At 38.7% G+C, this 21,746-nt stretch carries 24 protein-coding genes; 2 read left to right on the plus strand and 22 right to left on the minus strand.

Features of this window, described 5'->3' with window-relative positions:
- Positions 1–20 precede the first annotated feature (20 nt).
- The 3 genes from ACFX4N_RS14805 to ACFX4N_RS14815 form a co-directional block, all read right to left on the minus strand.
- Positions 21–206, minus strand: coding sequence for a YjcZ family sporulation protein (locus tag ACFX4N_RS14805; RefSeq protein WP_075419415.1), 186 nt, complete (start codon positions 204–206; stop codon positions 21–23).
- A gap of 91 nt (positions 207–297) precedes the next feature.
- Positions 298–723 carry a hypothetical protein gene (locus ACFX4N_RS14810; RefSeq protein ID WP_013058735.1) on the minus strand — a complete coding sequence of 142 codons (426 nt, stop codon included), beginning with the start codon at positions 721–723 and terminating at the stop codon, positions 298–300.
- Positions 713–874, minus strand: a complete 162-nt coding sequence (locus ACFX4N_RS14815; RefSeq protein ID WP_013058736.1) for a hypothetical protein — start codon at positions 872–874, stop codon at positions 713–715. The genes ACFX4N_RS14810 and ACFX4N_RS14815 overlap by 11 nt, the downstream gene beginning before the upstream one ends.
- Positions 875–1,088: 214 nt before the next feature.
- On the opposite strand from ACFX4N_RS14815, the gene ACFX4N_RS14820 reads away from it, so the two are divergent.
- Positions 1,089–1,844: a DUF4397 domain-containing protein gene (locus tag ACFX4N_RS14820; RefSeq protein ID WP_014458542.1), complete on the plus strand. Its 756-nt coding sequence runs from the start codon at positions 1,089–1,091 to the stop codon at positions 1,842–1,844.
- A 30-nt stretch (positions 1,845–1,874) separates the two neighbouring features.
- On the opposite strand, the gene ACFX4N_RS14825 is transcribed toward ACFX4N_RS14820, so the two are convergent.
- From ACFX4N_RS14825 to ilvA, 7 genes are all read right to left on the minus strand, one after another.
- On the minus strand, positions 1,875–2,447 hold the full coding sequence (locus tag ACFX4N_RS14825; RefSeq protein WP_013058738.1) for a YpmS family protein: 573 nt from the start codon (positions 2,445–2,447) through the stop codon (positions 1,875–1,877).
- Positions 2,448–2,459: 12 nt separating this feature from the next.
- Positions 2,460–3,344: an SGNH/GDSL hydrolase family protein gene (locus ACFX4N_RS14830; RefSeq protein WP_014458541.1), complete on the minus strand. Its 885-nt coding sequence runs from the start codon at positions 3,342–3,344 to the stop codon at positions 2,460–2,462.
- A gap of 236 nt (positions 3,345–3,580) precedes the next feature.
- On the minus strand, positions 3,581–4,159 hold the full coding sequence (locus ACFX4N_RS14835) for an SCO family protein (RefSeq protein ID WP_029323951.1): 579 nt from the start codon (positions 4,157–4,159) through the stop codon (positions 3,581–3,583).
- A gap of 24 nt (positions 4,160–4,183) precedes the next feature.
- Entirely contained in the window at positions 4,184–5,800 is a 1,617-nt protein-coding gene (locus ACFX4N_RS14840) for an ATP-binding protein (protein WP_013058741.1), read from the minus strand.
- 150 nt (positions 5,801–5,950) lie between these two features.
- Positions 5,951–6,793 (minus strand): DegV family protein, encoded by an 843-nt coding sequence (locus ACFX4N_RS14845; protein ID WP_013058742.1) that lies wholly within the window; start codon positions 6,791–6,793, stop codon positions 5,951–5,953.
- 170 nt (positions 6,794–6,963) lie between these two features.
- Positions 6,964–7,215 (minus strand): YpmP family protein, encoded by a 252-nt coding sequence (locus ACFX4N_RS14850; protein WP_013058743.1) that lies wholly within the window; start codon positions 7,213–7,215, stop codon positions 6,964–6,966.
- Between the two features lie 161 nt (positions 7,216–7,376).
- Positions 7,377–8,648 (minus strand): threonine ammonia-lyase IlvA, encoded by a 1,272-nt coding sequence (ilvA, locus tag ACFX4N_RS14855; RefSeq protein ID WP_013084697.1) that lies wholly within the window; start codon positions 8,646–8,648, stop codon positions 7,377–7,379.
- Positions 8,649–8,879: 231 nt separating this feature from the next.
- Between ilvA and ACFX4N_RS14860 the strand changes: the two genes are divergently transcribed.
- Positions 8,880–9,098, plus strand: a complete 219-nt coding sequence (locus ACFX4N_RS14860; RefSeq protein ID WP_029323955.1) for a hypothetical protein — start codon at positions 8,880–8,882, stop codon at positions 9,096–9,098.
- Positions 9,099–9,375: 277 nt separating this feature from the next.
- Here ACFX4N_RS14860 and ACFX4N_RS14865 read toward each other — a convergent pair whose 3' ends face one another.
- From ACFX4N_RS14865 to ACFX4N_RS14920, 12 genes are all read right to left on the minus strand, one after another.
- Positions 9,376–9,861 (minus strand): dihydrofolate reductase, encoded by a 486-nt coding sequence (locus ACFX4N_RS14865; protein WP_029323958.1) that lies wholly within the window; start codon positions 9,859–9,861, stop codon positions 9,376–9,378.
- On the minus strand, positions 9,858–10,652 hold the full coding sequence (locus tag ACFX4N_RS14870) for a thymidylate synthase (RefSeq protein ID WP_013058746.1): 795 nt from the start codon (positions 10,650–10,652) through the stop codon (positions 9,858–9,860). The genes ACFX4N_RS14865 and ACFX4N_RS14870 overlap by 4 nt, the downstream gene beginning before the upstream one ends.
- A gap of 177 nt (positions 10,653–10,829) precedes the next feature.
- Positions 10,830–10,955, minus strand: coding sequence for a hypothetical protein (locus ACFX4N_RS14875; RefSeq protein ID WP_255255982.1), 126 nt, complete (start codon positions 10,953–10,955; stop codon positions 10,830–10,832).
- Positions 10,956–11,099: 144 nt separating this feature from the next.
- The gene (gene purU / locus ACFX4N_RS14880; protein WP_025750221.1) at positions 11,100–12,002 is read right to left on the minus strand and encodes a formyltetrahydrofolate deformylase; all 903 of its coding nucleotides are present in this window, start codon (positions 12,000–12,002) and stop codon (positions 11,100–11,102) included.
- On the minus strand, positions 11,999–12,157 hold the full coding sequence (locus ACFX4N_RS14885) for a hypothetical protein (protein ID WP_013058748.1): 159 nt from the start codon (positions 12,155–12,157) through the stop codon (positions 11,999–12,001). Before ACFX4N_RS14885 ends, purU begins: the two co-directional genes overlap by 4 nt.
- Before the next feature lie 131 nt (positions 12,158–12,288).
- Entirely contained in the window at positions 12,289–14,094 is a 1,806-nt protein-coding gene (locus tag ACFX4N_RS14890) for an IucA/IucC family protein (protein WP_013058749.1), read from the minus strand.
- Positions 14,091–15,248 carry an MFS transporter gene (locus tag ACFX4N_RS14895; protein WP_029323964.1) on the minus strand — a complete coding sequence of 386 codons (1,158 nt, stop codon included), beginning with the start codon at positions 15,246–15,248 and terminating at the stop codon, positions 14,091–14,093. The genes ACFX4N_RS14890 and ACFX4N_RS14895 overlap by 4 nt, the downstream gene beginning before the upstream one ends.
- 3 nt (positions 15,249–15,251) lie before the next feature.
- On the minus strand, positions 15,252–16,541 hold the full coding sequence (locus tag ACFX4N_RS14900) for a lysine N(6)-hydroxylase/L-ornithine N(5)-oxygenase family protein (RefSeq protein WP_377261701.1): 1,290 nt from the start codon (positions 16,539–16,541) through the stop codon (positions 15,252–15,254).
- On the minus strand, positions 16,520–17,113 hold the full coding sequence (locus ACFX4N_RS14905) for a GNAT family N-acetyltransferase (protein WP_013058752.1): 594 nt from the start codon (positions 17,111–17,113) through the stop codon (positions 16,520–16,522). The genes ACFX4N_RS14900 and ACFX4N_RS14905 overlap by 22 nt, the downstream gene beginning before the upstream one ends.
- Positions 17,110–18,864 (minus strand): IucA/IucC family protein, encoded by a 1,755-nt coding sequence (locus ACFX4N_RS14910; protein ID WP_013058753.1) that lies wholly within the window; start codon positions 18,862–18,864, stop codon positions 17,110–17,112. Before ACFX4N_RS14910 ends, ACFX4N_RS14905 begins: the two co-directional genes overlap by 4 nt.
- Entirely contained in the window at positions 18,842–20,362 is a 1,521-nt protein-coding gene (locus ACFX4N_RS14915) for a pyridoxal phosphate-dependent decarboxylase family protein (protein ID WP_063672563.1), read from the minus strand. Before ACFX4N_RS14915 ends, ACFX4N_RS14910 begins: the two co-directional genes overlap by 23 nt.
- 1 nt (position 20,363) lies before the next feature.
- Positions 20,364–21,728, minus strand: coding sequence for an aspartate aminotransferase family protein (locus ACFX4N_RS14920; protein WP_013058755.1), 1,365 nt, complete (start codon positions 21,726–21,728; stop codon positions 20,364–20,366).
- Between the last annotated feature and the right edge of the window lie 18 nt (positions 21,729–21,746).

Consider the following 21,746-nt stretch of genomic DNA (forward strand, 5'->3'; position numbering starts at 1 on the left):
TGCGAGCAAATGAGATCTAATCAGCAAAAACAGGTGCAGCCAATGATGATTAATAAAATAAATAGCACAACAATCAATGCAAATGACTGGCCCGTTCCGCAATGATGATAACCGCCAATTGGATAGCTAATTGGATAGTGGCAAGTATCATATAGGTGGTGATAGCCTCCGTGATGGCATGGATCGTAACAATCGTAGTTATACATAGCAATCTCTCCTCTTGTTTTTTTTATTCATTTCGTACACTGTACTTTATATGCGTTAGTTGATTGTCCTGTATGTGCATTCGCCCATTTTTTACTTTCTCTTACGCCATATTCGCCTTTTGGGCTGCAGCGTATACGAAAACAACAAAAGTAAAATACTTCCCATCACCAGTAACGTAGTAAAATCTTTCATAAACTCAATAATGACCCCTATATACGGGAGATGGTATGCGTAGCTTCCAATCACTTTAAAAGAGGCAGACAAAGAATCTCTTTGAGCTGTAACCAGTACATCTAGCTCTTGATTATGGGCCAGTACAAGTTCATTCTTTGAAGAAGATGATTCGTCTCTAAAGACAACTATATCTCCGCGATGCAGGTGGTGATAATCCGTTTCTTGAACGGTCACAGTGAAACCAAATAGGCTTGGAACTGTACTAACAAATAAAAATGTAAAGCAGATAGCATAAAGAACAAGTACATATCGAAACGCAGAAAACATACATTTATTGATCATAGGTAATCAGCTCAATTCGCTCGGTTACTTTATTTAGCGCGGGGGTAATGTGATTAAATGAAGTAGAGCGCCCTGTAAATTGAATCAAAAGTAGCAGCAGTAAAAAACTTAACATAATTAACCGTAGCATCCGAGCATAAAAATCGCGCATGCTCTCACTCCTTTTTTCTATACTAAATTCGGTCGTACAATAAGCCTTCAGTCAATAATTTGATTCAGTATATGCACATAGAGGGCATTTGGCTCATTGTTTCTTCTTGGAGGTCTCGGGAGTGATCAGTGATCGGCATAAATTATGAGTTTTAGCATATGTTTGGTTACGTATGGAAATGTTTTTATACTCCGACAATAAGGGAGCTGAACATATGGCTAATTATTCCTTTGATCAATATATCAAAAAAGCAATGAAATACGATTTTCTAGCTAACTACTATAAGTATAGTGATCCATCTAAGCATATTCATTATTATCAAAAGCATTTGTACTATATCCAGCAGGCCATCTTAACTTCTTCTGAAAATACGAATTTACGCGTAAATCCACCGCAAATTCGTATACTTCACGCTTCTCCAGATTCTCCATCTGTAGATATTTATATTAACAACAAACGAGTGATTCGCAATTTAACTTATAAACAAGAAACAGATTATATTGAATTACAAGAACCTGGAAGATATACAATTTCTATTTATCCCGCTGGAGAAACGGGAAGACCTGTTTTAACGGAATCATTTACATTTGAAGGAAACCAAAATTACACGGTAGCGGCGGTAGATGAGCTAAATAAGCTTGATTTATTATTTATCTATGACAATACGGATGTACCAAGTGGAGAAACAAAGCTTCGGTTTGTGCATCTTTCTCCTGATGCTCCTGCTGTGGATATTGCAGCTAGAGGCGGAGACGTCATTTTTTCTGGAGTGCAGTTTAAAGAAGTCACAAAATATTTGCCTTTATCCCCCATGCATGTTCAACTTAGTGTGCGCATAGCGGGAACCAAAAATGTAGTACTCGAAATCCCGGCACTGAACCTTCGTCCGAATCGAACATATACGGTATATGCCGTCGGATTTGCTAAGAACCGTCCTGCGTTAGAAGCGCTGATTTCCCAAGATCGTTAACAAAAAAACCTTCCAAATTGGAAGGTTTTTTTATTCACTGCGCGAAATTAAACGTACGCGAATATCATCATTTTTTAAATCAAACTTTTGTACTTTTACAGCAAAATCACTCTCTAACTTCATCTGCTGTAACGCTACGTATACTGATTCATTCTTTGGATCAATCGTTACCCATTCTGGTAGCGCAAAGTTATTATTCACGTATCGAAGCACTGTGCGGACAGGAAGCTGCAGCTTTCCAACAGAAAGTGACTGCTGTTCAAGCACAATATCTCCATTTTTTTGTACGATTGGATCAAATGTCATTCGAATATTAATATCATCGCCGAATACTTGAATCGTACCATCTACTCTTACTACATCGGTAAGAGTAATTTTGTAGTTAAGCGGCTGATTCTTAAACTCTTTTTTTAAATATTTATCAATCAGTACATTTAAGTCCGCTTTTTTAGCCAAAATAGTTAGTTCTGCGTCTCCTTCTACTTTTTCAGAGGGAGTTGGATTGGCCTTGTCAACCGGTTGAAAAATAAACGCAATAATAAGGATAGCCCCTAGAACATTAATCCCTAATAACGCGATAAATAGGGTTTTCCACTTCTTCATATAACAATCTCCTTACTCGTTCCCACTCTCTTTCGTGTTTTTCTCTTTTTCATCAGATGTAACTTCTTCTGCTGTTTCCTTTTTCTGGTCTCCAACGAGAGGATCTTCTTCCTCCATTGATTTACTAATGCGCTCAGCCATTAGTTTGTACCCTTTTTTATTAGGGTGAAACTCGTCTTTCCCTAATAAATTTACGTCAGAATCATAAAAAATATCATCAATTTTTACATAACTTACATTATCATATTGAGAAGCAATTTTCTCGCTTGCCGCATTCCATTCATTAATAACGACATTAATTTCTTTCACATCACTTAACGATTTAAAGAATGGATTATAAAAACCAATTAAATAAATATGAGCATTAGGATTAAGCTTACGTATACGTGAAAACACGTCATTTAGACGTTTTTCATATTTTGACTGCTGTGATTCAAACGTCTTAATTGAGATATTGTAAAAGTAATCTCTTACCACTTTCATCACGTCATTGCCGCCAATCGTCAAGAAAACGATGTCTGCTCTTGATACTTCAGCTGCTACTCCCGGCTGATTTAACCTCGCTAATAGCTGATCCGTCCGGTTTCCTCTTTTACCTAAATTCTCTGTTCGTACATTTTGCACTTCATTTTGTTTAGAAAGGTATTTAGTTAAGTATGGTACATAACCGCCTTTTTTAGACTCATCTCCTACTCCTTCTGTTAATGAGTCGCCAATGGCTACAATATCTAAATCTACAGGAAAAAAGCCTTTCGGAATATGCTTTTTAGGTGTTAAATCCACTTCTTTCTGAACGGCTTCTTCTTTATTGTCCGTTGGCAAAAAAGTCGTCGTCGAACAGCTCGCTAACACCACCGCACTCATACTGCTTATCACTATACTTTTCCATTTTCTCATCATAACACCTACTAACTATGCTGTATTCTCGCTGTCACAAGCAATACTGCTTACCGCTCTGAATAACTATATCTTTATATCTTATCATACTATGTCAAGTTGATATTTTACTACGTTTCTTATATATAGTATATGTAAAAAAAAGGATAAGCATGTTTCTTTCATAAAAATATCCGCTAACACATCACTATAAAGATAGCTGTGTTTGGCGGATAGTTTTGACGGATTTATAGCTCTTACTGAAGGGTTTTGATATCTTTTAACATATCTTCATAAGGAGGATCAGTCACTCCTTGATAAGATTTTTGAACGACTCCATCTTTGTCAATTAGAAAAAAATCCGTACCGTGAATAACCTGCGGATTTTCTTGCGGCTTTTTCACAATCGTTTTAAATTGGTCCAGCGCAAACTTTTCAATTTCCGCTTGTTTATAACCCGTTAAGAAATCCCAATTCGAAAAATCAGCGCCAAATTTAGTCGCATAGTCCTTCATTTTCAGTGGAGTATCCACTTCAGGGTCTACGCTAAATGAAACAAAGCGAACGTCCAGCCCTTCATCCTTGGCCATTTTTTGTAATTTAGCCATATGAGCCGTCATTGGGGGACATACGGTTTCGCAGCTTGTGAAGATAAAGTTAGCTACCCAAACGTTCCCTTTCAGCTGACTTAGCCCTACTTTCTTTTGATCTTGGTTAACATAAGAAAAAGAGTCCATCTTCCAATTAAGCGGATTTTCTATTTTGGAACCACAGGCTGTTAACATCATACAACTAATGAGCAGTAAAAAAAACAATTTATAAGACCAGCTTTTCATATGTTCCTCCTGCACGGTTAAAGTTTAGTCATAGCTAGGGAAAATCAAGGTAAACGTTGAACCTTTTCCTGGTATGCTTTCCACTTCAATTCTTCCATTCATTTGTTCGACCAGTTGATAAGACACCATCAGACCAATCCCTGTTCCTTTTTCTTTTAAAGAATAAAACGCTGTTCCCAGCCGGTTCACTTGTTCACTGGTCATGCCTATACCAGTATCTTCAATTTGAATATGTACATGCCCTTCTCGCTTGTAAAGCCCTACTCGAAGCGTTCCTCCATTTCTCATGGCTTCAATTCCATTTTTCATAATATTAAGCAGAACTTGATTCAATTCGTTTCGGCTGCCGCGAACATACATCTCTTCTTTTGCGTCTAATTCTATGAGTATATTGTTTGTTAACAAAGCATAAGAAGATAATAAGTCTACTAAGCTTGTAACACACTCTAAGCAGTTAATAAAACGATGCTGATGAACATCCGGCTTGGCTAAAGATAAATAGTCATGAATAATCGCTTCCGCTCGGTCCATTTCGTTAATCATAAGATGAATGTAACTTAATTCAGTGTTTGAAAGCTTTGTGTTATCTTGAAACAGCTGTAAAAACCCTTTTACCACCGTCATAGGATTTCGAATTTCATGGGCTACAGAAGCAGCTAATTGACCAATTGCATTCATTTTCTCTGCTCGCTGCAATTCCTTTTGCATCCTCGTTTTTTCCATAATAACTTCTAATTCATCAATCGCTTTAGCAATTCCATCTTTTGAATGACTGAAATTCGTTTCTACGTTCAGCTGTTCTTTTGTTGCTGACACTTGTTGAAAAAGCTGCTGAAGCCGCTCGGTCATTTCATTAAATCTTGTGTGTACATTCCCTAACTCAGAATCATTTTCATGTGTCAGCTTCACATCAAACTTACCTTGACTTACTGCTTGAATTCCTTCTATTAATTCCCCTAGGGGCGACATTAATCGCCTTAGTCCCCAGTCTTGAATAACAATAATGAAGGTAAACAAAATCGTAAATGCAACGATCAAAGCCACAATTAAACGTTTTTGGTAGATATAGATAGCGCTCGCATCTATATCTACACCAAGCATAGCCACGACTTTTCCGGAGCTGTTTGTAATAGGCGATAAAACGGTGATCCACGTCCCGAATTCGTCTTTGTATGTAGATGTTACGATATTCTTCTTTTCTTGTTCTGCTTGCTTAAATGATTTGTAAAATTCTTCTCCTCCATAATAAATCATGGACGGCTCTAGTGATTGCTTAATTTTCTTATTCGCTGTTACGATAATCTTATTTCCATGCGACTTGAATTTTTCGGTCGTCATAATATATCCCTGCAAGTACGACGGATGCAATTCATAAATCTTTCTAAACTGCTTTTCTAGCTCGTCTTTTTCAGGAATCGTCCCGTTCCTTGAATCCACTGCTGCTATTACGTCTTGTTTAGATAAAGACTCCCTCCATAAATCAGCCATAATTAACGCGTGCTGCGTTAGTGTCTCTTTTGCCATCTTTTTTTGAACTTGATAGCTAATGGCTAAAGAAATGACTCCAAGGGCAACTACAATTAAAGTAGAAAATAAAACCGTTTTGTTAAACACACTCAAATTTCGAATATATTTTTTCATCGGTATACTCCGGATTCAAAAGAATAGTAACCAGCACAGCATTCGCTGGTAGAAAGTTGATTCTATTATATCACACGTTCGTCCACTTCTCTTTCCCCTTTTTCCAAAAAAGAGAAAGCCAAAAAAGTGACTTGCAAAAAGCAACCCACTTTATTCAGCAAAATACATAAAACCAATTGCACCAATACCTGTATGCGTCGAGATAATAGGCGTCGTATCTTCAATCGAAAATTGCGTATAGCCCCTTGCCTTCACAATTGATTCTTTTAACTTAGAGGCGAGTCCAAATCCATCTGCATGTACAAGCCCTACTCCTTTAATACTTTTTCCTTCTGTATGCTCTTCGAACTGTTTCGTTAAAAACTTAACAATTTGAGAATGGCTGCGCACTTTAGCAACAGGAGTATATACTCCGTCAGCTAGAGAAGCAATCGGCTTAATATTTAAAAGAGAACCGATCAATCCTTTTCCTCGTCCAATACGTCCACCTTTAACCAAATTTTCAAGCGTATCAACTACGACAAAAAGATTCGTATTTTGACGCACCTCTTCCAAGCGTGTGATAATTTCTTCTACTGTATGCCCATCTTCAATCATTTTCACCGCTTCAAAGACTTGAAACGAAAGAGCTTTTGTAATGTACATAGAATCAACAACGGTGATGTTTCCTTCTACCATTTGAGCCGCGCTTTCAGCTGCTCGAACAGTTCCGCTCATTCCCCCAGTCATATGAATCGAAATGACGTCATACCCTTCACTAACCAATCGTTCATATACTTCAACAAAAGAACCAATAGCTGGCTGAGAGCTTTTTGGTAATTCTTTTGAATTTTTCATTTTTTCAATAAAATCTGTCGGCGTTAATTCCACGCGATCTAAATACGTTTCATTATCAATGTTAATACATAAAGGTATCATCTCAATACCGTACTTTTCAGCTTCTTCCAACGTTAAATCAATTGTTGAATCCGTTACCACTTTAATTTTCGCCATGTGTTCACCCCTATAAGATGCATTGCAGACTAGTATAACATGAACACTTACAACAATATAGTTATAATAGAATGCAAGTTTTGCTAATTCGTAAAACGCATGTTCAACCTTTTATATCAACAAAAAAAAGTTGACTCTGCTGAAATATTCAGAAAAGTCAACTTTTACGTTTATGCATTATGTTTTAATACATGAGACTTAAAGAGCTGTTCGTAATCTTTCCATTTCAACACGCGTTTTAAATATTCTTGAAACGAGTAGGTTTGCTTCGGAACTGATTCGTTCGTGATTTGTCTAATAAATAAATCAAGTTTTGCAGATAACATGAACCGAAACGTGCTATTTTCCTCTAAAACTGGAATTTCAGTAATTTTTACTTTTTGACCACTGACATGTTTAAATTCAAGGCTTTTTAATAGCAAGGCGATCAACCCTCTTTTTACCCGTTTATTTTATTATAATGCTTAAGGCACTTTCTGTCTTGATAAAATAAAAAGAAAACACAAATATTCTTTAAAATAAAAATGCTTCATCAACTTATTCGACAGTTGATGAAGCATTCCTTTTTAAAATGACCTTCTATTTAAATAAATAAGTGAAACAAGTTGCTTTCTTTATTAATTTCTGTGTAAGGGAATCCTTTTTTATCCATACGATTAATCAGTGGATAATAATCTTCTTTATGCTTGAGCTCGATTCCAACAAGTGCTGGTCCGCTGTCTTTGTTATTCTTTTTCGTATACTCAAAGCGCGAAATATCGTCTGTCGGTCCAAGCACTTCGTCTAGAAATTCACGAAGAGCTCCTGCGCGCTGAGGGAAATTAACGATAAAATAATGCTGTAATCCTTCATAAATCATCGAACGTTCTTTGATTTCTTGCATACGTCCAATGTCATTGTTTCCTCCGCTGATGACGCAAACAACCGTTTTTCCTTTAATTTGCTCACGGTATGAGTCAAGAGCAGCAATCGAAAGAGCTCCTGCTGGTTCTGCTACAATCGCATTTTCATTGTATAGAGATAAAATGGTTGTGCAAACCTTGCCTTCAGGAACAACTACAATATCGTCCACAAGCTCTTTACTGATGTCATACGGAAGCGTTCCGACTGTTTTAACAGCTGCTCCGTCTACAAATGGATCGATTGCCGGTAGCGTCACTACATTTCCATTTGCTAAAGATGTCTGCATGCCAGGCGCGCCTGCTGGTTCTACCCCAATTACAGCTGTTTGAGGCGAGATGCTTTTTACGTATGTGCCGACACCGGAAATTAATCCGCCCCCGCCGATACCCGCAAATACGTAGTCAATTTCATCTTCACAGTCATTGAACATTTCAACGGCTACTGTACCCTGCCCTGCAATAACGTCTACATCATTAAATGGGTGAATAAATGTACGATGTTCCTCTTCACTGCATGCAATAGCTTGTTCATAAGAATCATCAAACGTATCTCCGATTAGTACGACCTTTACGTTATCTTTGCCTAAAAATTTCACTTGATTAATTTTTTGGCGCGGCGTTGTGCTCGGCATAAAGATTTTACCATCGATATTTAAATGACGGCACGCATATGCTACACCTTGTGCGTGGTTTCCTGCACTTGCACAGGCAATTCCATTTTCTAATTCTTCTGGGGATAACTTTTTGATTCGATTGTACGCACCGCGAATTTTAAATGAGCGCACCACCTGTAAATCCTCACGTTTTAAATAGATATTACATTCATATCGTTCAGACAAAACGTCATTACGCTGTAGTGGTGTATGCACAACAACATCTTTAATCAATTGATTTGCAATCATGATGTCCTCTAAATGTACGTGTTTTGTTCGATTATCTACTTGTTGTTTCATAACCAACTTCCTTCCTCTTCTACCATTATTAATTTGTACATTATATCACAAAAAATTTAGAAAAATCATTATTTTTCATTAATAATAACTAAAAAAACTTTTCCAACTATTTTACTGTCCACATACTTTACATATGTTTAGCAAACGCTAAATAGACTTACAAAATTGCCCATACTTTCTACATGCAGCTGATGCGATAACAGGTATAAATTAAGAAAGGTTGTGGAATAAATGGAGTTTTCGCTTCAAAGTCATGAAAGTGCCGTTCCGTGCGAAATAGTTGCAGATGAAGAAAACGGTAGATACATGCTTCGCAAAGCAGATACGAGCGGAGAAGTTTTTAATACACCAAGCGAGCTGATTCAATGGATTGAAGCTAACTGGAGCACTGAACAGTTTGTGAGCCCAGCGGCTTTTCACGAAATGATGAAGCAATTAAAATCAATATAAAAAGAGATTGAAACATAACGAAATCAATCTAAAGACGAATAAATGGAGTATAGGAGCTAGCTAGTAGGGGGTGCTTGTTACACCGCATTTGATTTCCATGCGAGACTTCGCTTTTCGCGGGCGGCTGGTGAGCCTCCAATCAACTGCTAAAAGCACCTACATACATGAAATCTACCTTCACCCTCATAATGAAAAGATCCGCACGATTCAACGTTCGGATCTTTCTTCGACTAACATACTTTTGTACCAGACTCGCGTTTTTTATAAACAAAAGAGATCAGCTTCGCTCGTATACGGTAAAATAATACGTGTAGGGATTTTTTTCATCTTTAATTCCTTGCTGCTTCGAAATAACTTTCCATTCGCTCAAATCAATCGCAGGAAAATGTGTATCTCCTTCAAAGGATTCTTCAATATGCGTAATATAAAGTCGGTTTGCAACGTCTAATGTTTGCTCATACAGAGTAGCTCCGCCAATCACGAACAGCTCGTCTTTTTTTTCAGCATCTAATGCTTCTAATTCCTCAACTGAATGAATAACGGTTGCTCCTTCTTGTTGATAATCTTTTTGACGCGTAAGAACCACATTCTCGCGATTAGGGAGCGGTCGTCCAATTGATTCAAATGTTTTTCTTCCCATTATAATGGTATGACTCGTTGTGATGCGTTTGAAATACTTTAAATCTTCCGGAAGACGCCATGGCAAATCATTTTCTTTACCGATCAGCCTGTTTTGATCCATTGCGACAATGAGGGAAATCATACGCTCACAGCTCCTTTGATGTGAGGATGCGCATTATAGTCTACTAGCTCAAAGTCTTCAAATTTAAAGTCAAAAATTGATTTTACGTCTGGATTGATTTTCATTTTTGGCAAAGCATGAGGCTCACGCGTTAACTGCAGGTTTACTTGTTCAATGTGATTGCTGTAAATATGCGCATCGCCAAACGTATGAACAAAATCACCTGGCTCTAAATCACACACTTGTGCCACCATCATTGTAAGCAGCGCATATGAAGCAATATTAAACGGTACGCCTAGGAAAATATCAGCTGAGCGCTGATACAATTGACAAGACAATTTGCCGTCCGCTACATAAAACTGAAATAAGCAGTGACACGGCGGTAAAGCCATATTGTCTACATCAGACACATTCCAGGCGCTTACCATTAAGCGGCGAGAATCAGGGTTGTTTTTAATTTGATTGATAACATTTGTAATTTGATCAATTTTTTCTCCGTCCGGCGTTGGCCATGAACGCCACTGATGGCCATACACAGGACCAAGCTCCCCGTTTTCATCCGCCCATTCATTCCAAATGCGCACGCCGTTATCTTGTAAATACTTAACGTTTGTATCTCCTTGTAAAAACCAAAGCAGTTCATGAATAATTGATTTCAAATGAAGTTTTTTTGTCGTTAATACCGGGAAACCTTCTTGTAAATTAAAACGCATTTGATAGCCAAATGTGCTAATTGTACCTGTTCCTGTCCGATCTTCTTTTTTTGTTCCATTTGCTAACACATGCTCGCAAAGTTCAAGATATTGTTTCACTTCCGACACTTCCTTTATTAAAAAGTCCTTTTCTATTGTATAAGTGTTCACGAGCTAAGTAAACAACTAAATCTCAGCTCATGTAGAAAAGTTTTTTATCATTTAGATACACGATTTCCCCGAAAAAAACGAGGATGAGACCTAACAAAATCAATTAAATGATCGCTTATGAATCGCTTATGACACCGCGGTTGATCTCCGTGCAAGGCTGGCGGCCGATGAGCCTCCTCGTCGCTTGCGCTCCTGCGGAGTCTCACCGATTCCGCTTTTCCCGCAGGAGTCTTCGCCTTGCCCTCCAATCAACCGCTAGAAGCAACTAAATAGATGAAATCTACGTTTACTATCACCATAAAAAAATCCGAACGAATTTCATTCTCTCTCAAGAATTTCGATTCATCGTTCGGATCTTCCTTCGGCTAAACTACTTTTTTAATAGCTTAGTCTTTGTTAATTAAATACAATTGTGCGGTTTTCATGCACTAAAATGCGGTCTTCTAAATGCCATTTTACAGCACGTGCGAGCACCGTACGTTCAATTAAGCGGCCTTTTTTCTTTAAGTCATCCGCATCATCACGGTGGTTCACGCGTTCAATATCTTGTTCAATAATTGGTCCTTCATCCAAGTCGTCCGTTACATAGTGAGACGTAGCACCAATTAATTTTACACCTCGTTGATATGCGCGTTCATAGGGGCGTGCTCCGATGAATGCCGGTAAGAATGAATGGTGAATATTAATGATACGATATGGATTTTCAGCCACAAAAGTCGGCGTTAAAATTTGCATATAACGCGCCAAGATAATTACGTCAATATTATAATCTTTTAATACCTGCAGCTGTTTGGCTTCTGCTTCTTGGCGAATGTCTTTTGTCGCCGGTATATGCTTAAACGGTATACCGAATGATTCAACCACTTCGCGCGCATCTTCGTGATTGCTCACAACGACAGCGATGTCTGTCATCAAATCTCCGCTTTCCCATGCCCACAGCAGCTCTAGTAGACAATGAGGCTCCTTTGACACAAAAATAGCTGTTTTTTTCAAATTATGAGCATATGTAAACTGCCAGTTCATTGAAAACGTATCGGCAATTTTTTTGAAGCTTTCTTCTAGCTTTACTTCTTTAGCTAATAAATCCTCACATTCAAATTCGAAACGGATAAAAAACATACCCCCTTCATGGTTCGTTGAATGTTGACTTGATTCTACAATATTTGCACCGTGCTCATGTAAAAACGTAGACACAGCGGCTACAATACCCGGTTTGTCCGGACAGCTAATTAGCAGCCGACCGCGATTTTTATATTTCTCTTTATATGAAGTTAAATGTTTTTGAATATGCGATTTCATGTAATTCCCTCTCTTTTTTTAAATATACAGACAATTGTACCATTATCCTTGCAGCGATGCGACATTGAAATAAGGCTTTGACAAAAGAAAGCCGAAACGTTTGCTTCAGCTTGTGTACTTGTTGTTCTAACATCTACTCCCATCAAATCGTTCATTCACTCACCTTTACGTTCTACACATACCTAAAATGAGTGTTTCCTAAAGTGCTGTAGCTCATCCAATTCTCTTGCTGCTTTTGAATTAAACATAAAAAAGCCGCTAGCACAACACCAGCGGCTTTTCCTTATTATTGCACAGCTTTTTCACTAACTTCATGCAAGGCATTTCGTACCTTTCCATATTCGCTTGCGTGAGGACGATCTCCGTCATCTTCGTATCCGTAATCAAACATTCGATTTCGATTTAACGTTAATTTCGTAATGGTTGGACGTAATAAATCAAACAATTCAAATCGTTTTTTCAAATGTGGAAATGATGCTTGATAATGTAAAATTTCTGCTCGTACACTTTTCCAAAATTCCGCTTCTTCTACGCCTTCATGCTCTTCTAAAATAGTCGCTAAATAGCGGAAGTGACAAACAAATAACCCTGTTAAAATAAACTGCGTCAGTCCTTCCGGCTCTTCGCTGCGCAACACTTCTTTCAGTTCAAAAGATAGCTGCTGCAGTTCTTCAAACGGCTGATCGCTAATATTCACGTCGTCTACAAAATCTTTCATAATAATTCGAACGGGCTTGTTGTTTTTAAGCACCAGTACCGTATTTTGACCGTGCGGGGAAAATACAGTACCGTATTGATATAAGTAATGAAGAAGCGGCGGCAATACAGCGCTGGTTAACGCATCAATCCACTCGACAGGAGTTAAACCCGACTTTTCTATATAAGATGAAACTAAAGCTTTCCCTTTACTGTCAACATGTAAAAGCGCAGCTAGCGTAATCGCATGCTCTCCTTCTTCTAACTCTTGATAGATGCTTTCACGCCAAACCACTCCCAGCATTTCTAAATACTGATAAGGCGCGTTTTTAATAGAAGCAAATGTGGGCTGAGTTACGTTTAACGTAGCCACTTCACCTAAAAGTCCTACTCTGCACGTATCTTTTAAAAACGCATCGCGATCTCGTATGCCTTTAATGTGCTGAGTTACTTGAGGAGCAATTACCGTCCGCTCACTTGGAAGGCCTCTGTACACAAGCGTATTTAATATACTCATGGGAAGCTTCACATGATATTTATCTCGATTTGTTGTATTCACAAATGTACGAATCGACTGCTGAGGAAAATATTGATCTTCACCTTCTCCTAACGGAACAATTAAATCATTTGCAATGTATTCAGCGAATAAAGGAACAATCACGTTCATCCACTGCCATTCATGGACGGGAATATAGTAATAGTCCGCTGCTAAAAGGTCTTGGCTTGTTAATTCTTTTTCAAATTCAGCTAGCGTCTTACCGCTTAACTCCTGCTCCATGACATCATCGAAGCCGAGGGTATCTAATGAATGAAACGAAGCAATTTGCTTCGCAACAGCAATCCATGAAAGCTTAATTTTTTGTTTTTGCTCAGGTGCAAACCGCAGATAATCATCATAGCCAAATCCGATGCGCCCTTTGTTGTATGTAATCCAAGGATGTCCCGTCATTTCACCTTCTAGCTCCGCATAATCCATACCTGCTAATTCATCAGCTGATTTTCGATTTTGCAAATGCACGTCTGCTATTAATGTATGAAAATATTCTTTTGCTAAGTGACCTGCGGTTGAGCTAGACATTCCTTTGTCTTCAGATAAGCTAATTAACAGCTGCAAGGCCTCCGAAAATGTAGGGGTTGACGCTTTAGATGTCAGCTTAATACTTTCTGGCAGTACAGAAAAACTATCAAACAATCGCTGTTTCGCTTGATATGTATACGTAACGCCCCGGTGGTCTTCCCATCGATACGTGGCAAGCGCACCCTGCTTTTGCAGCTGTTTTGGCTCAATAATATTTTCATACATGAATTCCTGCAGCATTTTAGCTAAAAGCTGGCGATTTGCTTTTTCCCATGATTGCTTATTAAATACGGAAAGATTCGTTTCTTTGATTTTCATCCTTCATTCTCCTTTACTTGTCTTAGAATAGGGATTGTTTTATTACGCAGCGGCATTACAGCGCTAGCAGCTAGCAAAGCAGCAGCACCAGCTGCTAACGGAAGCGCTAAATTTACTTTGCTGATTTCTAGTGCTAAAAGCGGTGCAATCAGCAGGGCAATATTTTGAACAGCAATAAGCCAGCTGTAATAGTAAGCAGCTCCTTCTTTGCTTTTTTGAAATAAATAGATATCAAGTATAACCATGCTGAGATAAAACCCGGCTCCATATAAAATTCGACTTATAATAAATATGCTGAGATGATCGGCATATGCTTGCAAACATAGCAGTAAAGCACTAGCACCCGTTACGCTATAAAAAAGCGGTATAACTTTTCCATTAAATAGCTTTGTAGGTACCGTAAGCTTTAAGACGATCGCCATAATGCTCGGCATCACATATAACAAAGCGCTGCCTTGACTGTTCATGCTATATGTGTCACTTGTAAACAATGTAAAATAAGGGCGAATGACATTGTGTCCAAGGTGAAAAAAGAAAATAGCCAGCAAATAGAAAAAAATAGGCTCGTTTATACTTTGAATGTATGTTGGTGTTTTTTCTTTTTTTAAAGATGAAGCTTTTCTTGTTATGAGCCATACGGCCAGTACCATATCAGCTAAAGCAAAGTACTGATATACTTTAAGCGGCATTTCCCATGCAATAATCGTACTTCCAAACAAGCTAGCGACAATAATAGCCGTATGAACAATAAATACATAGGTTGTTGCGGCACTTGCCTTTTTCTGTCCATTTTTCATGCCGCCTACTAAATATGGGTACAAAAGATATAAACTGCTTTGAAACACAAGTAATACTAACGAAATGGCTAAAAATCCATAAAAAGTAGAAACTTCGCTCAGAATGACTTTAATTAAGGCTGTCATTAGAAGTGACGCTACGATTATATGTTGTACTTTCCACTTCTTAAGCAGCATTCCCCATAAAGGAGTCATAACAATGACCACAATTCGGCAGCAAATAATAAAAAAAGACGTCATTGCGACTCCATCTACATGGAAAGCATTTGTAAAATACTGCGGATAAAATGGTGATAATAACACTTCCGACGTCATGGTCATAAACAAACAGATAAAAACAAAGCGCGGAGAAATCATTTCTTAAAATCCAAACTTTTGGAAAACAGTATTTTTATATATTTTGTACACGTTTTCACCTGCAATTTGATTAATCAAAACAGCATTGCGATAAGCGCCTAAACCTAAGTCTGGTGCTCCAACCCCGTGTGTATGAAGCTCTCCGTTTTGAACAAATAGCGGGGCGCCTTTTTTCTTCATCTCAACTTGATAGAGTTCGTTGATTTTCAGCTGTCCTTTTTCATCAAACAGCAAATGTTCTTTTAAACCTTCCATAAAAGCAGGCTCTTTTGCATGATAGCCCGTGGCCATAATGACAATTTCACTTTCTTCTTTTTCAAACGAGTCCTGCTCGTATTGGTGAAGAGTAAGAAGATGTGTATCGTTTGTCTTTTCAACGCCTGCAAGTTCCGTAAGCGCTCGCATCGTTAGCGGCACTTCTTTTCCTCCAATTGTTCGTTCGTAAATCAAATCATAAATATCACCGATCGTTTCAAAGCTTATTCCTTTGTATAAAAGAGCTTGATTTCGTAAAACGCTCTCTTTTTTCTCTTGGGGCAATCTGTAAAAATAGTGGGTATAATCCGGCGAAAAATGTTCAAGGCCAAGCTTTGAATATTCCATCGGATAAAACCCTTTTGAGCGCGTATACCAATTCAGCTTATAGTCAAACTGAGGCTGCTGTTGAAGTAAATCATAGACAATTTCAGCTGCGCTTTGACCAGAGCCAATTACGGTAATACTTTTAGCCTTCAGCGTTTGTTCACGATTCATTTTGTACTGAGCGGAGTGATAGAACGTATCGCTGGCTACTGATTGAAAGTCTCTTGGCACTACGGGCTGTGTACCTACTCCGGTTACAAGATGATAGCTGTAATAGGTATGAAGCTTTCCTTCTTTTTTAATCGTTACTTCATAAAAAGGTTTAGCGTCTTCATGCATTTTTACTTCTTTTACTGTGCTGTTAAATTCAAGCCCACTCAGCTGGCTCGCTACCCAGCGGCAATAATGATTGTATTCATTTCTCGGAATGTGAAACTTCTCAAAGAAATAAAACTGATACAAGCGCTCATGCTCATGCAGATAATTTAAGAACGTGTACGGACTCTTCGGATCCACCATCGTGACCACGTCTGCCATAAACGGAACTTGAAGAGTTGTCCCTTCTAAAAGCATTCCTGGATGCCAATTAAACTCCTTTTTTTGTTCAAAACATTTATATGTACAATCTGTTTTATCAATTAAAGCTGCTAATCCTAAATTAAATGGACCAACTCCTACTCCAATTACGTCTAAAATGTCCCGTTGTTCCATTCACTCCACCTTCTTTCAAATACTGTTCTTTCACATTTCAGCAGTACGCCTGTTTTATCAGGCAGCGACACTTCTTTCATAAATTGAAACCCGCATTTTTTAAATACTGCAATCATCTTTTCATTTCGTATATCTGGTTCCGCTATTACTTTAGCAGTATCTGCTACCTGGAACTTGTGCTTTAGTAAACTAAGAAGGAGCGGATAAATATGGCCTTTTCCTAAAAAAGCAGGTTCTCCAATTAATAAATGAATCCCTTGATCTCCTTTTTCATAAGGGTAATAGTTACTGATAATATCGCCGTCAACCGTATAAGATTCCCAATAGCTCATAGGTACACCGTCAATTTCTCCAATTAGCAGTTTTTGATGGGAATCAGCTAGAAATGTTTTTAAATGCTGTTCATACGCCTGTTTTGAAATATTTAAATTCCAATACGGAATAACATGCGGTTCATGCATCCACTTGTACAGCCGTTCGAAATCTTTTGCAAAAGAAACAGAGCGAAAGGTGATGCTCTGCTCCTTTTGCTGAATCATAAATGGATACTGCTTTTGTAATGCCGATTTCATAACCGTACACCTGAAGATTCGTACAGAGGATTTTCAACATTTACATAAACAGACTGCGTTTCAAGAGAGCCTACCAGCTCATCCATATCGTGAACGCGCGTTAAGAAATTAGCTTTGCAAGGCAGCACTTTCTCTTCTAACATTGATGAAACAAGCCCTGTATGATCTTTTTCTTTGTACATCTCTACCTCTTGTCGCAGGATCAATAGCAGATCTGACTCTTGAACGAGGCCAGCAGCACCAAATGCGTTAACTAACCCTAAAATATGATTAAAAAATACGTAATAACGAAATCTTTCTTCTGCTACAGCGTCATCACATACCGTATCGCTTTCTCCGTTTAAGGAAGGAAGCAGCTTGCGAAGCTCTTGTTCCTTTGATTTCATAAAGTAATAGCCTTGGTTGTCACGGTAGTAAAACACAGATGGATATCCGTTTTCATCAAGTTTAATAACGGAATTTTGCTGATGAGCTTCCAGCGCAATTCCTTTTTGAGTGTAAAGCCACATCATAGGATGAAATGAGACATCTAAATAGCGTTTAAACCAGTGCTTGCTTATGTCTTCATTTGTGCTATTTTCACTTGCAGCAATGTAATTAATAATATTTTCAATTTGAGAAGCTTTCCCAAACACATGATCTTGACACAAACTTGCTAAGAGTGTTGTACGGTCCCCATGCTCACCTTGAAAAGGATTGCTTCGAATCATGACTTCAAACCCAAGCTCTTTTTTTCCAAGCGTGATATAAGCAGGGTCTTCAATCACTTGAAAAGCCGGATAGTTTTCTTGAAGCTCCGCCTGCAATCCTTCTTGCAATAAACGGCTAACTTCTACCCCTCTGCTTAATTCTTTGCGTTTATTCACTCTCAGTGAATTCGTAATCTTCACCGGAATAGAAAATTTGTACATCACATCTGCATCTTCACTGTATACGGTTCTAACAGACGAAGTCGGATAAAACGGCTGACCGTGTGGCCCTAGATAAGCAAGCCTGCCTTTTTGAATCCATTCACACACTTCTTCTTTTCCTAAAAGATAACGAGCTTGCAGCGGATGCATAGGTATAAGTGAATAATCGTCCGCTTGGCAATGCGACTGTATGAATTCTTCAGAAACCTTGTTATCTTTTTTCAGCTGCTCTTTAATAAGCTGTGAAGCGGTTTGACTCCCGGCAGACTGTTCTGCAACAAGAGATTTATGTGCTTTAAAATAATGAAGCTGAAATTTGCCGTTAACTTCAGGCCCAAACACCTCTTCTTCTTCAGGTAATATCCCTTGACGGCTTTTAGGTGTAGGATGCAGCTGGTGGCCAATAAGCAATGACTGCTCAGATTCTAAGAACGTTTTGTCCCATTTATAGCACGTTTCTAACTCTTTCTGTCTTTTTTCAATGAACAATTTCATATTTTCATAGCTTAATAGCACACGTACAATTAGCTCATTTACCTGTAGTAAATGATCTGTTACTTCTTTTAAAAGAAAGGCCAAAAGAGTGACGACATCTAACTCCTTGAGCTCCTCTTTCTGAATGCGATAATAAAAGACCGGAAAGAACAAGTGACGTCCGGTAGCTGAACGGTACTTTACTGGAAAGTAAAGAGTTACCGGCTGTTTTTCTAGCCTAAGAACGAGCGTTTCTTCGCTTTTTATTTCTGTAATGGACTGCCATACTCCCTTACCTGTTTCTCGAATATAGCAATTAATAATATTTTGCATCGTAATAAAATTAGCCGATAACTGAGCGTTCACGTAATCGCTCCTCCTTTTTCTCCAACTCTTTTCCTAAAGCCACGACTTCCTCTAACTGAGTGGCAACAGTATCAACTGTAATCATGGGATTTAACATCGTTAGCTTTAAATAAGCTTGCTCTTTATGCTTTGTTTTTGCCATGATAAACGTGCCTTTTTCATATAAGTGCTGCTGAATAAGCTGATTCAATTTATTTTCATAATGCTGCTGTTTTTGACAATCAACATATAAAGTATCTGGCACATAGCGAAATACAACCGCGTTCATATAAGGATCATTTAACACCGTAATATTCCTTTGCTTTCGTAAATGTTCAGCTGTCTGCTTAGCCGTTTCAATCGTATGGTCAACCATTTTTCCATACTCATTTGTACCTACTGCACGGAAAGTCAGCCATAGCTTCAAGGCGTCAAATCGTTTGGTCGTTTGAATGCTGCGATCTACCAAATGTACGTGCTCATCTTCTTCAGGATTTAAATAATCTGCATGAAGCTGAATGTGTTTAAACATAGCTGAATTCTTCAGTAAAAATGCCCCGCAGCTCACCGGCTGGTAAAACCACTTATGAAAATCCATCGTAATAGAATCTGCTCGTTCAAGAGCTTTTAAGCGTTCACGATATTTATGTGAAAATAGCAGCGCTCCTCCATAAGCAGCGTCGGCATGAAGCCAAAGCCCTTCTTTTTTAGCTAGCTCACTTATTTCAAAAAGAGGGTCTACGCTTCCAAAATCCGTCGTGCCTGCCGTTGCTACAACAGCAAAAGGAAGGTTTCCCTGGGCTTTGACTTCCCGTATCGCTTCTTCTAAATTTTCTATATCCATCTCGTGCCTTTCATTGCACTTTACACTCACCACTGCATTCATGCCCAATCCAAGCTGAGCTGCAGATTGCCGCACCGTAAAGTGGGCTTTTTCGGAGCATAAAATCCGCAGTTTTTTAGCTTGGAGCGGTAAACCTTCTTCACTAACATCAATTGAAAATGCAGCATGACAATATTCATTACGAGCAAGCAGAAGTCCCATATAATTCGACTGAGTCCCTCCGCTTGTAAAAACGCCCGAAGAAGAGCTTCGATAACCAATTTGTTTTGTTAACTCATCAATCACTTGATCTTCTATATACGTAGCTGCCGGACTTTGATCCCACGAGTCCATAGATTGATTCAAAGCAGAAATCATCACTTCCGCAGCAAGGGCCGGTATAATCGGAGGACAATGCAAGTGTGCCATTGCCCCGGGATGCGAAATATGAAGCGAATGATCCAGCACTACGGCTTGTACGTCATCAAACAAATCTTCTAGCGGCTGTTCGTGTTCGCTAAAATAGACCGAACGATTGACTAAGTTCGATAGTTCGTCAACGTCTATATGAGTATAAGGGGATTTTAGTTCATGGTAGTGACGTTTAATCATCTCTGTCATTCCGCCTATCATCGCTTCATAATTCTCGAGGCTTTCTTTGGATGATGATAAAAACCACTTTTCAAACGGCGCCATTTTATTTATTCACCCACTTCTCTTCTGCTGCTTTTATCGCTTCTTCAAATCTTGTTAACACTTCATCGGTTTGTTGTTTCGTTAAAATTAATGGAGGAAGCAGACGAATAACAGCACCATGTCTTCCACCCACTTCTAAAATGACGCCTCTGTCGAAACATTCTTTTTGAATCAGCTTAGCTAACTCACCGTTTGCAGGATGACTGCCGATTTTATTAGCCGGCTTTGTTGCGTCTATGATTTCAACGCCTAGCATCAAACCTCTTCCGCGTACATCACCAATTGAGAATACTTGCTTTTGAATATGTTTTAGCTGACTCTGAATATAAGCTCCTAATTCATGAGCATGTGCAGGTAAGTTTTCTTGTTTTATAAATTGCAAAGTAGCTCGTCCTGTAGCCATCGCAAGCTGATTTCCTCTAAATGTACCGATGTGTGCACCTGCTTCCCATTGATCAAGCTTTTTATCATATAGAACAACGGATAAAGGAAGGCTTCCTCCAATTGCTTTAGATAGTACTAATACATCCGGTTCGATATCAGCGTGTTCGAATGCATACAGCTTTCCTGTTCGTCCAATTCCAGTTTGAACTTCATCTACAATAAGCGGAATGTTTCGTTCTTTTGTGATTCTGCGAAGCTCTTTTAACCATGGAATCGGCGCCGGAACAGAGCCTCCTTCTCCTTGTACAATTTCTACTACAACACCCGCCGGAGTAACAATTCCGCTTTCAGGATCATCCAGCATATTTTCAATGTATGTACTAATGTAAGTGTGACCTTCAGCACCTACGCCAAACGGGCAGCGGTATTCATATGGATAAGGTAGAAAATGTGTATCGGGCACTAGCGCATGAATGTGCTTTTTGGGACTCGTTGTACCGCTAATGCTTAACGTTCCGTGCGTGGAGCCGTGATATCCCCCTTGAAAAGATAAAATCGTGCGGTTGCCTGTTGCTGTTTTTACAAGCTTCAAAGCCGCTTCAATTGCGTCTCCTCCAGTTGGACCGCAAAACTGTATTTTCGCTTTGTTTGCAAATCCTTCTGGTAAACTAGCAAATACTTCATCGATAAAAGCTTCTTTCACAGGCGTTGTTAAATCTAATGTATGTAAAGGAATAGATTTTGCTAAAACGTCTTGTATTGCTTCATGGACTACGTAATGGTTATGACCAAGAGCAAGTGTGCCGGCTCCTGCTAAACAATCAATATACTCTTTTCCATCCATATCCGTGATCACGGCGCCTTTTGCTTGTTTAATTGCAATAGGAAGGCGTCTAGGATAAGACCTTGCATTGGATTCACGTTCATTTTGCATAGCAAGCAGCATTTCGTTTGATGTAAGTTGTTTCGTTGACGTTGACATATCATATCCTCCTGTTTG

The sequence above is a fragment of the Priestia sp. YIM B13551 genome (assembly GCF_042787905.1).
Lineage (GTDB): Bacteria > Bacillota > Bacilli > Bacillales > Bacillaceae_H > Priestia.

Bases quoted from the DNA above. Each gene is read 5' to 3' on its own strand.
- ACFX4N_RS14895 (WP_029323964.1), bottom strand. From the start codon at position 15,248: ATGATTTCTCCGCGCTTTGTTTTTATCTGTTTGTTTATGACCATGACG.
- ACFX4N_RS14865 (WP_029323958.1), bottom strand. From the start codon at position 9,861: ATGATTTCCCTCATTGTCGCAATGGATCAAAACAGGCTGATCGGTAAA.
- ACFX4N_RS14835 (WP_029323951.1), bottom strand. From the start codon at position 4,159: ATGAAAAGCTGGTCTTATAAATTGTTTTTTTTACTGCTCATTAGTTGT.
- ACFX4N_RS14890 (WP_013058749.1), bottom strand. From the start codon at position 14,094: ATGAAAATCAAAGAAACGAATCTTTCCGTATTTAATAAGCAATCATGG.
- ACFX4N_RS14915 (WP_063672563.1), bottom strand. From the start codon at position 20,362: ATGGCGCCGTTTGAAAAGTGGTTTTTATCATCATCCAAAGAAAGCCTC.
- ACFX4N_RS14830 (WP_014458541.1), bottom strand. From the start codon at position 3,344: ATGAGAAAATGGAAAAGTATAGTGATAAGCAGTATGAGTGCGGTGGTG.
- ACFX4N_RS14825 (WP_013058738.1), bottom strand. From the start codon at position 2,447: ATGAAGAAGTGGAAAACCCTATTTATCGCGTTATTAGGGATTAATGTT.
- ACFX4N_RS14805 (WP_075419415.1), bottom strand. From the start codon at position 206: ATGTATAACTACGATTGTTACGATCCATGCCATCACGGAGGCTATCAC.
- ilvA (WP_013084697.1), bottom strand. From the start codon at position 8,648: ATGAAACAACAAGTAGATAATCGAACAAAACACGTACATTTAGAGGAC.
- ACFX4N_RS14810 (WP_013058735.1), bottom strand. From the start codon at position 723: ATGATCAATAAATGTATGTTTTCTGCGTTTCGATATGTACTTGTTCTT.
- ACFX4N_RS14860 (WP_029323955.1), top strand. From the start codon at position 8,880: ATGGAGTTTTCGCTTCAAAGTCATGAAAGTGCCGTTCCGTGCGAAATA.
- ACFX4N_RS14845 (WP_013058742.1), bottom strand. From the start codon at position 6,793: ATGGCGAAAATTAAAGTGGTAACGGATTCAACAATTGATTTAACGTTG.
- ACFX4N_RS14885 (WP_013058748.1), bottom strand. From the start codon at position 12,157: ATGAACGATTTGATGGGAGTAGATGTTAGAACAACAAGTACACAAGCT.
- ACFX4N_RS14905 (WP_013058752.1), bottom strand. From the start codon at position 17,113: ATGAAATCGGCATTACAAAAGCAGTATCCATTTATGATTCAGCAAAAG.
- ACFX4N_RS14840 (WP_013058741.1), bottom strand. From the start codon at position 5,800: ATGAAAAAATATATTCGAAATTTGAGTGTGTTTAACAAAACGGTTTTA.
- ACFX4N_RS14900 (WP_377261701.1), bottom strand. From the start codon at position 16,541: ATGGAACAACGGGACATTTTAGACGTAATTGGAGTAGGAGTTGGTCCA.
- purU (WP_025750221.1), bottom strand. From the start codon at position 12,002: ATGAAATCGCATATTCAAAAACATTTAACTTCATATAAAGAGAAATAT.
- ACFX4N_RS14820 (WP_014458542.1), top strand. From the start codon at position 1,089: ATGGCTAATTATTCCTTTGATCAATATATCAAAAAAGCAATGAAATAC.
- ACFX4N_RS14920 (WP_013058755.1), bottom strand. From the start codon at position 21,728: ATGTCAACGTCAACGAAACAACTTACATCAAACGAAATGCTGCTTGCT.
- ACFX4N_RS14815 (WP_013058736.1), bottom strand. From the start codon at position 874: ATGCGCGATTTTTATGCTCGGATGCTACGGTTAATTATGTTAAGTTTT.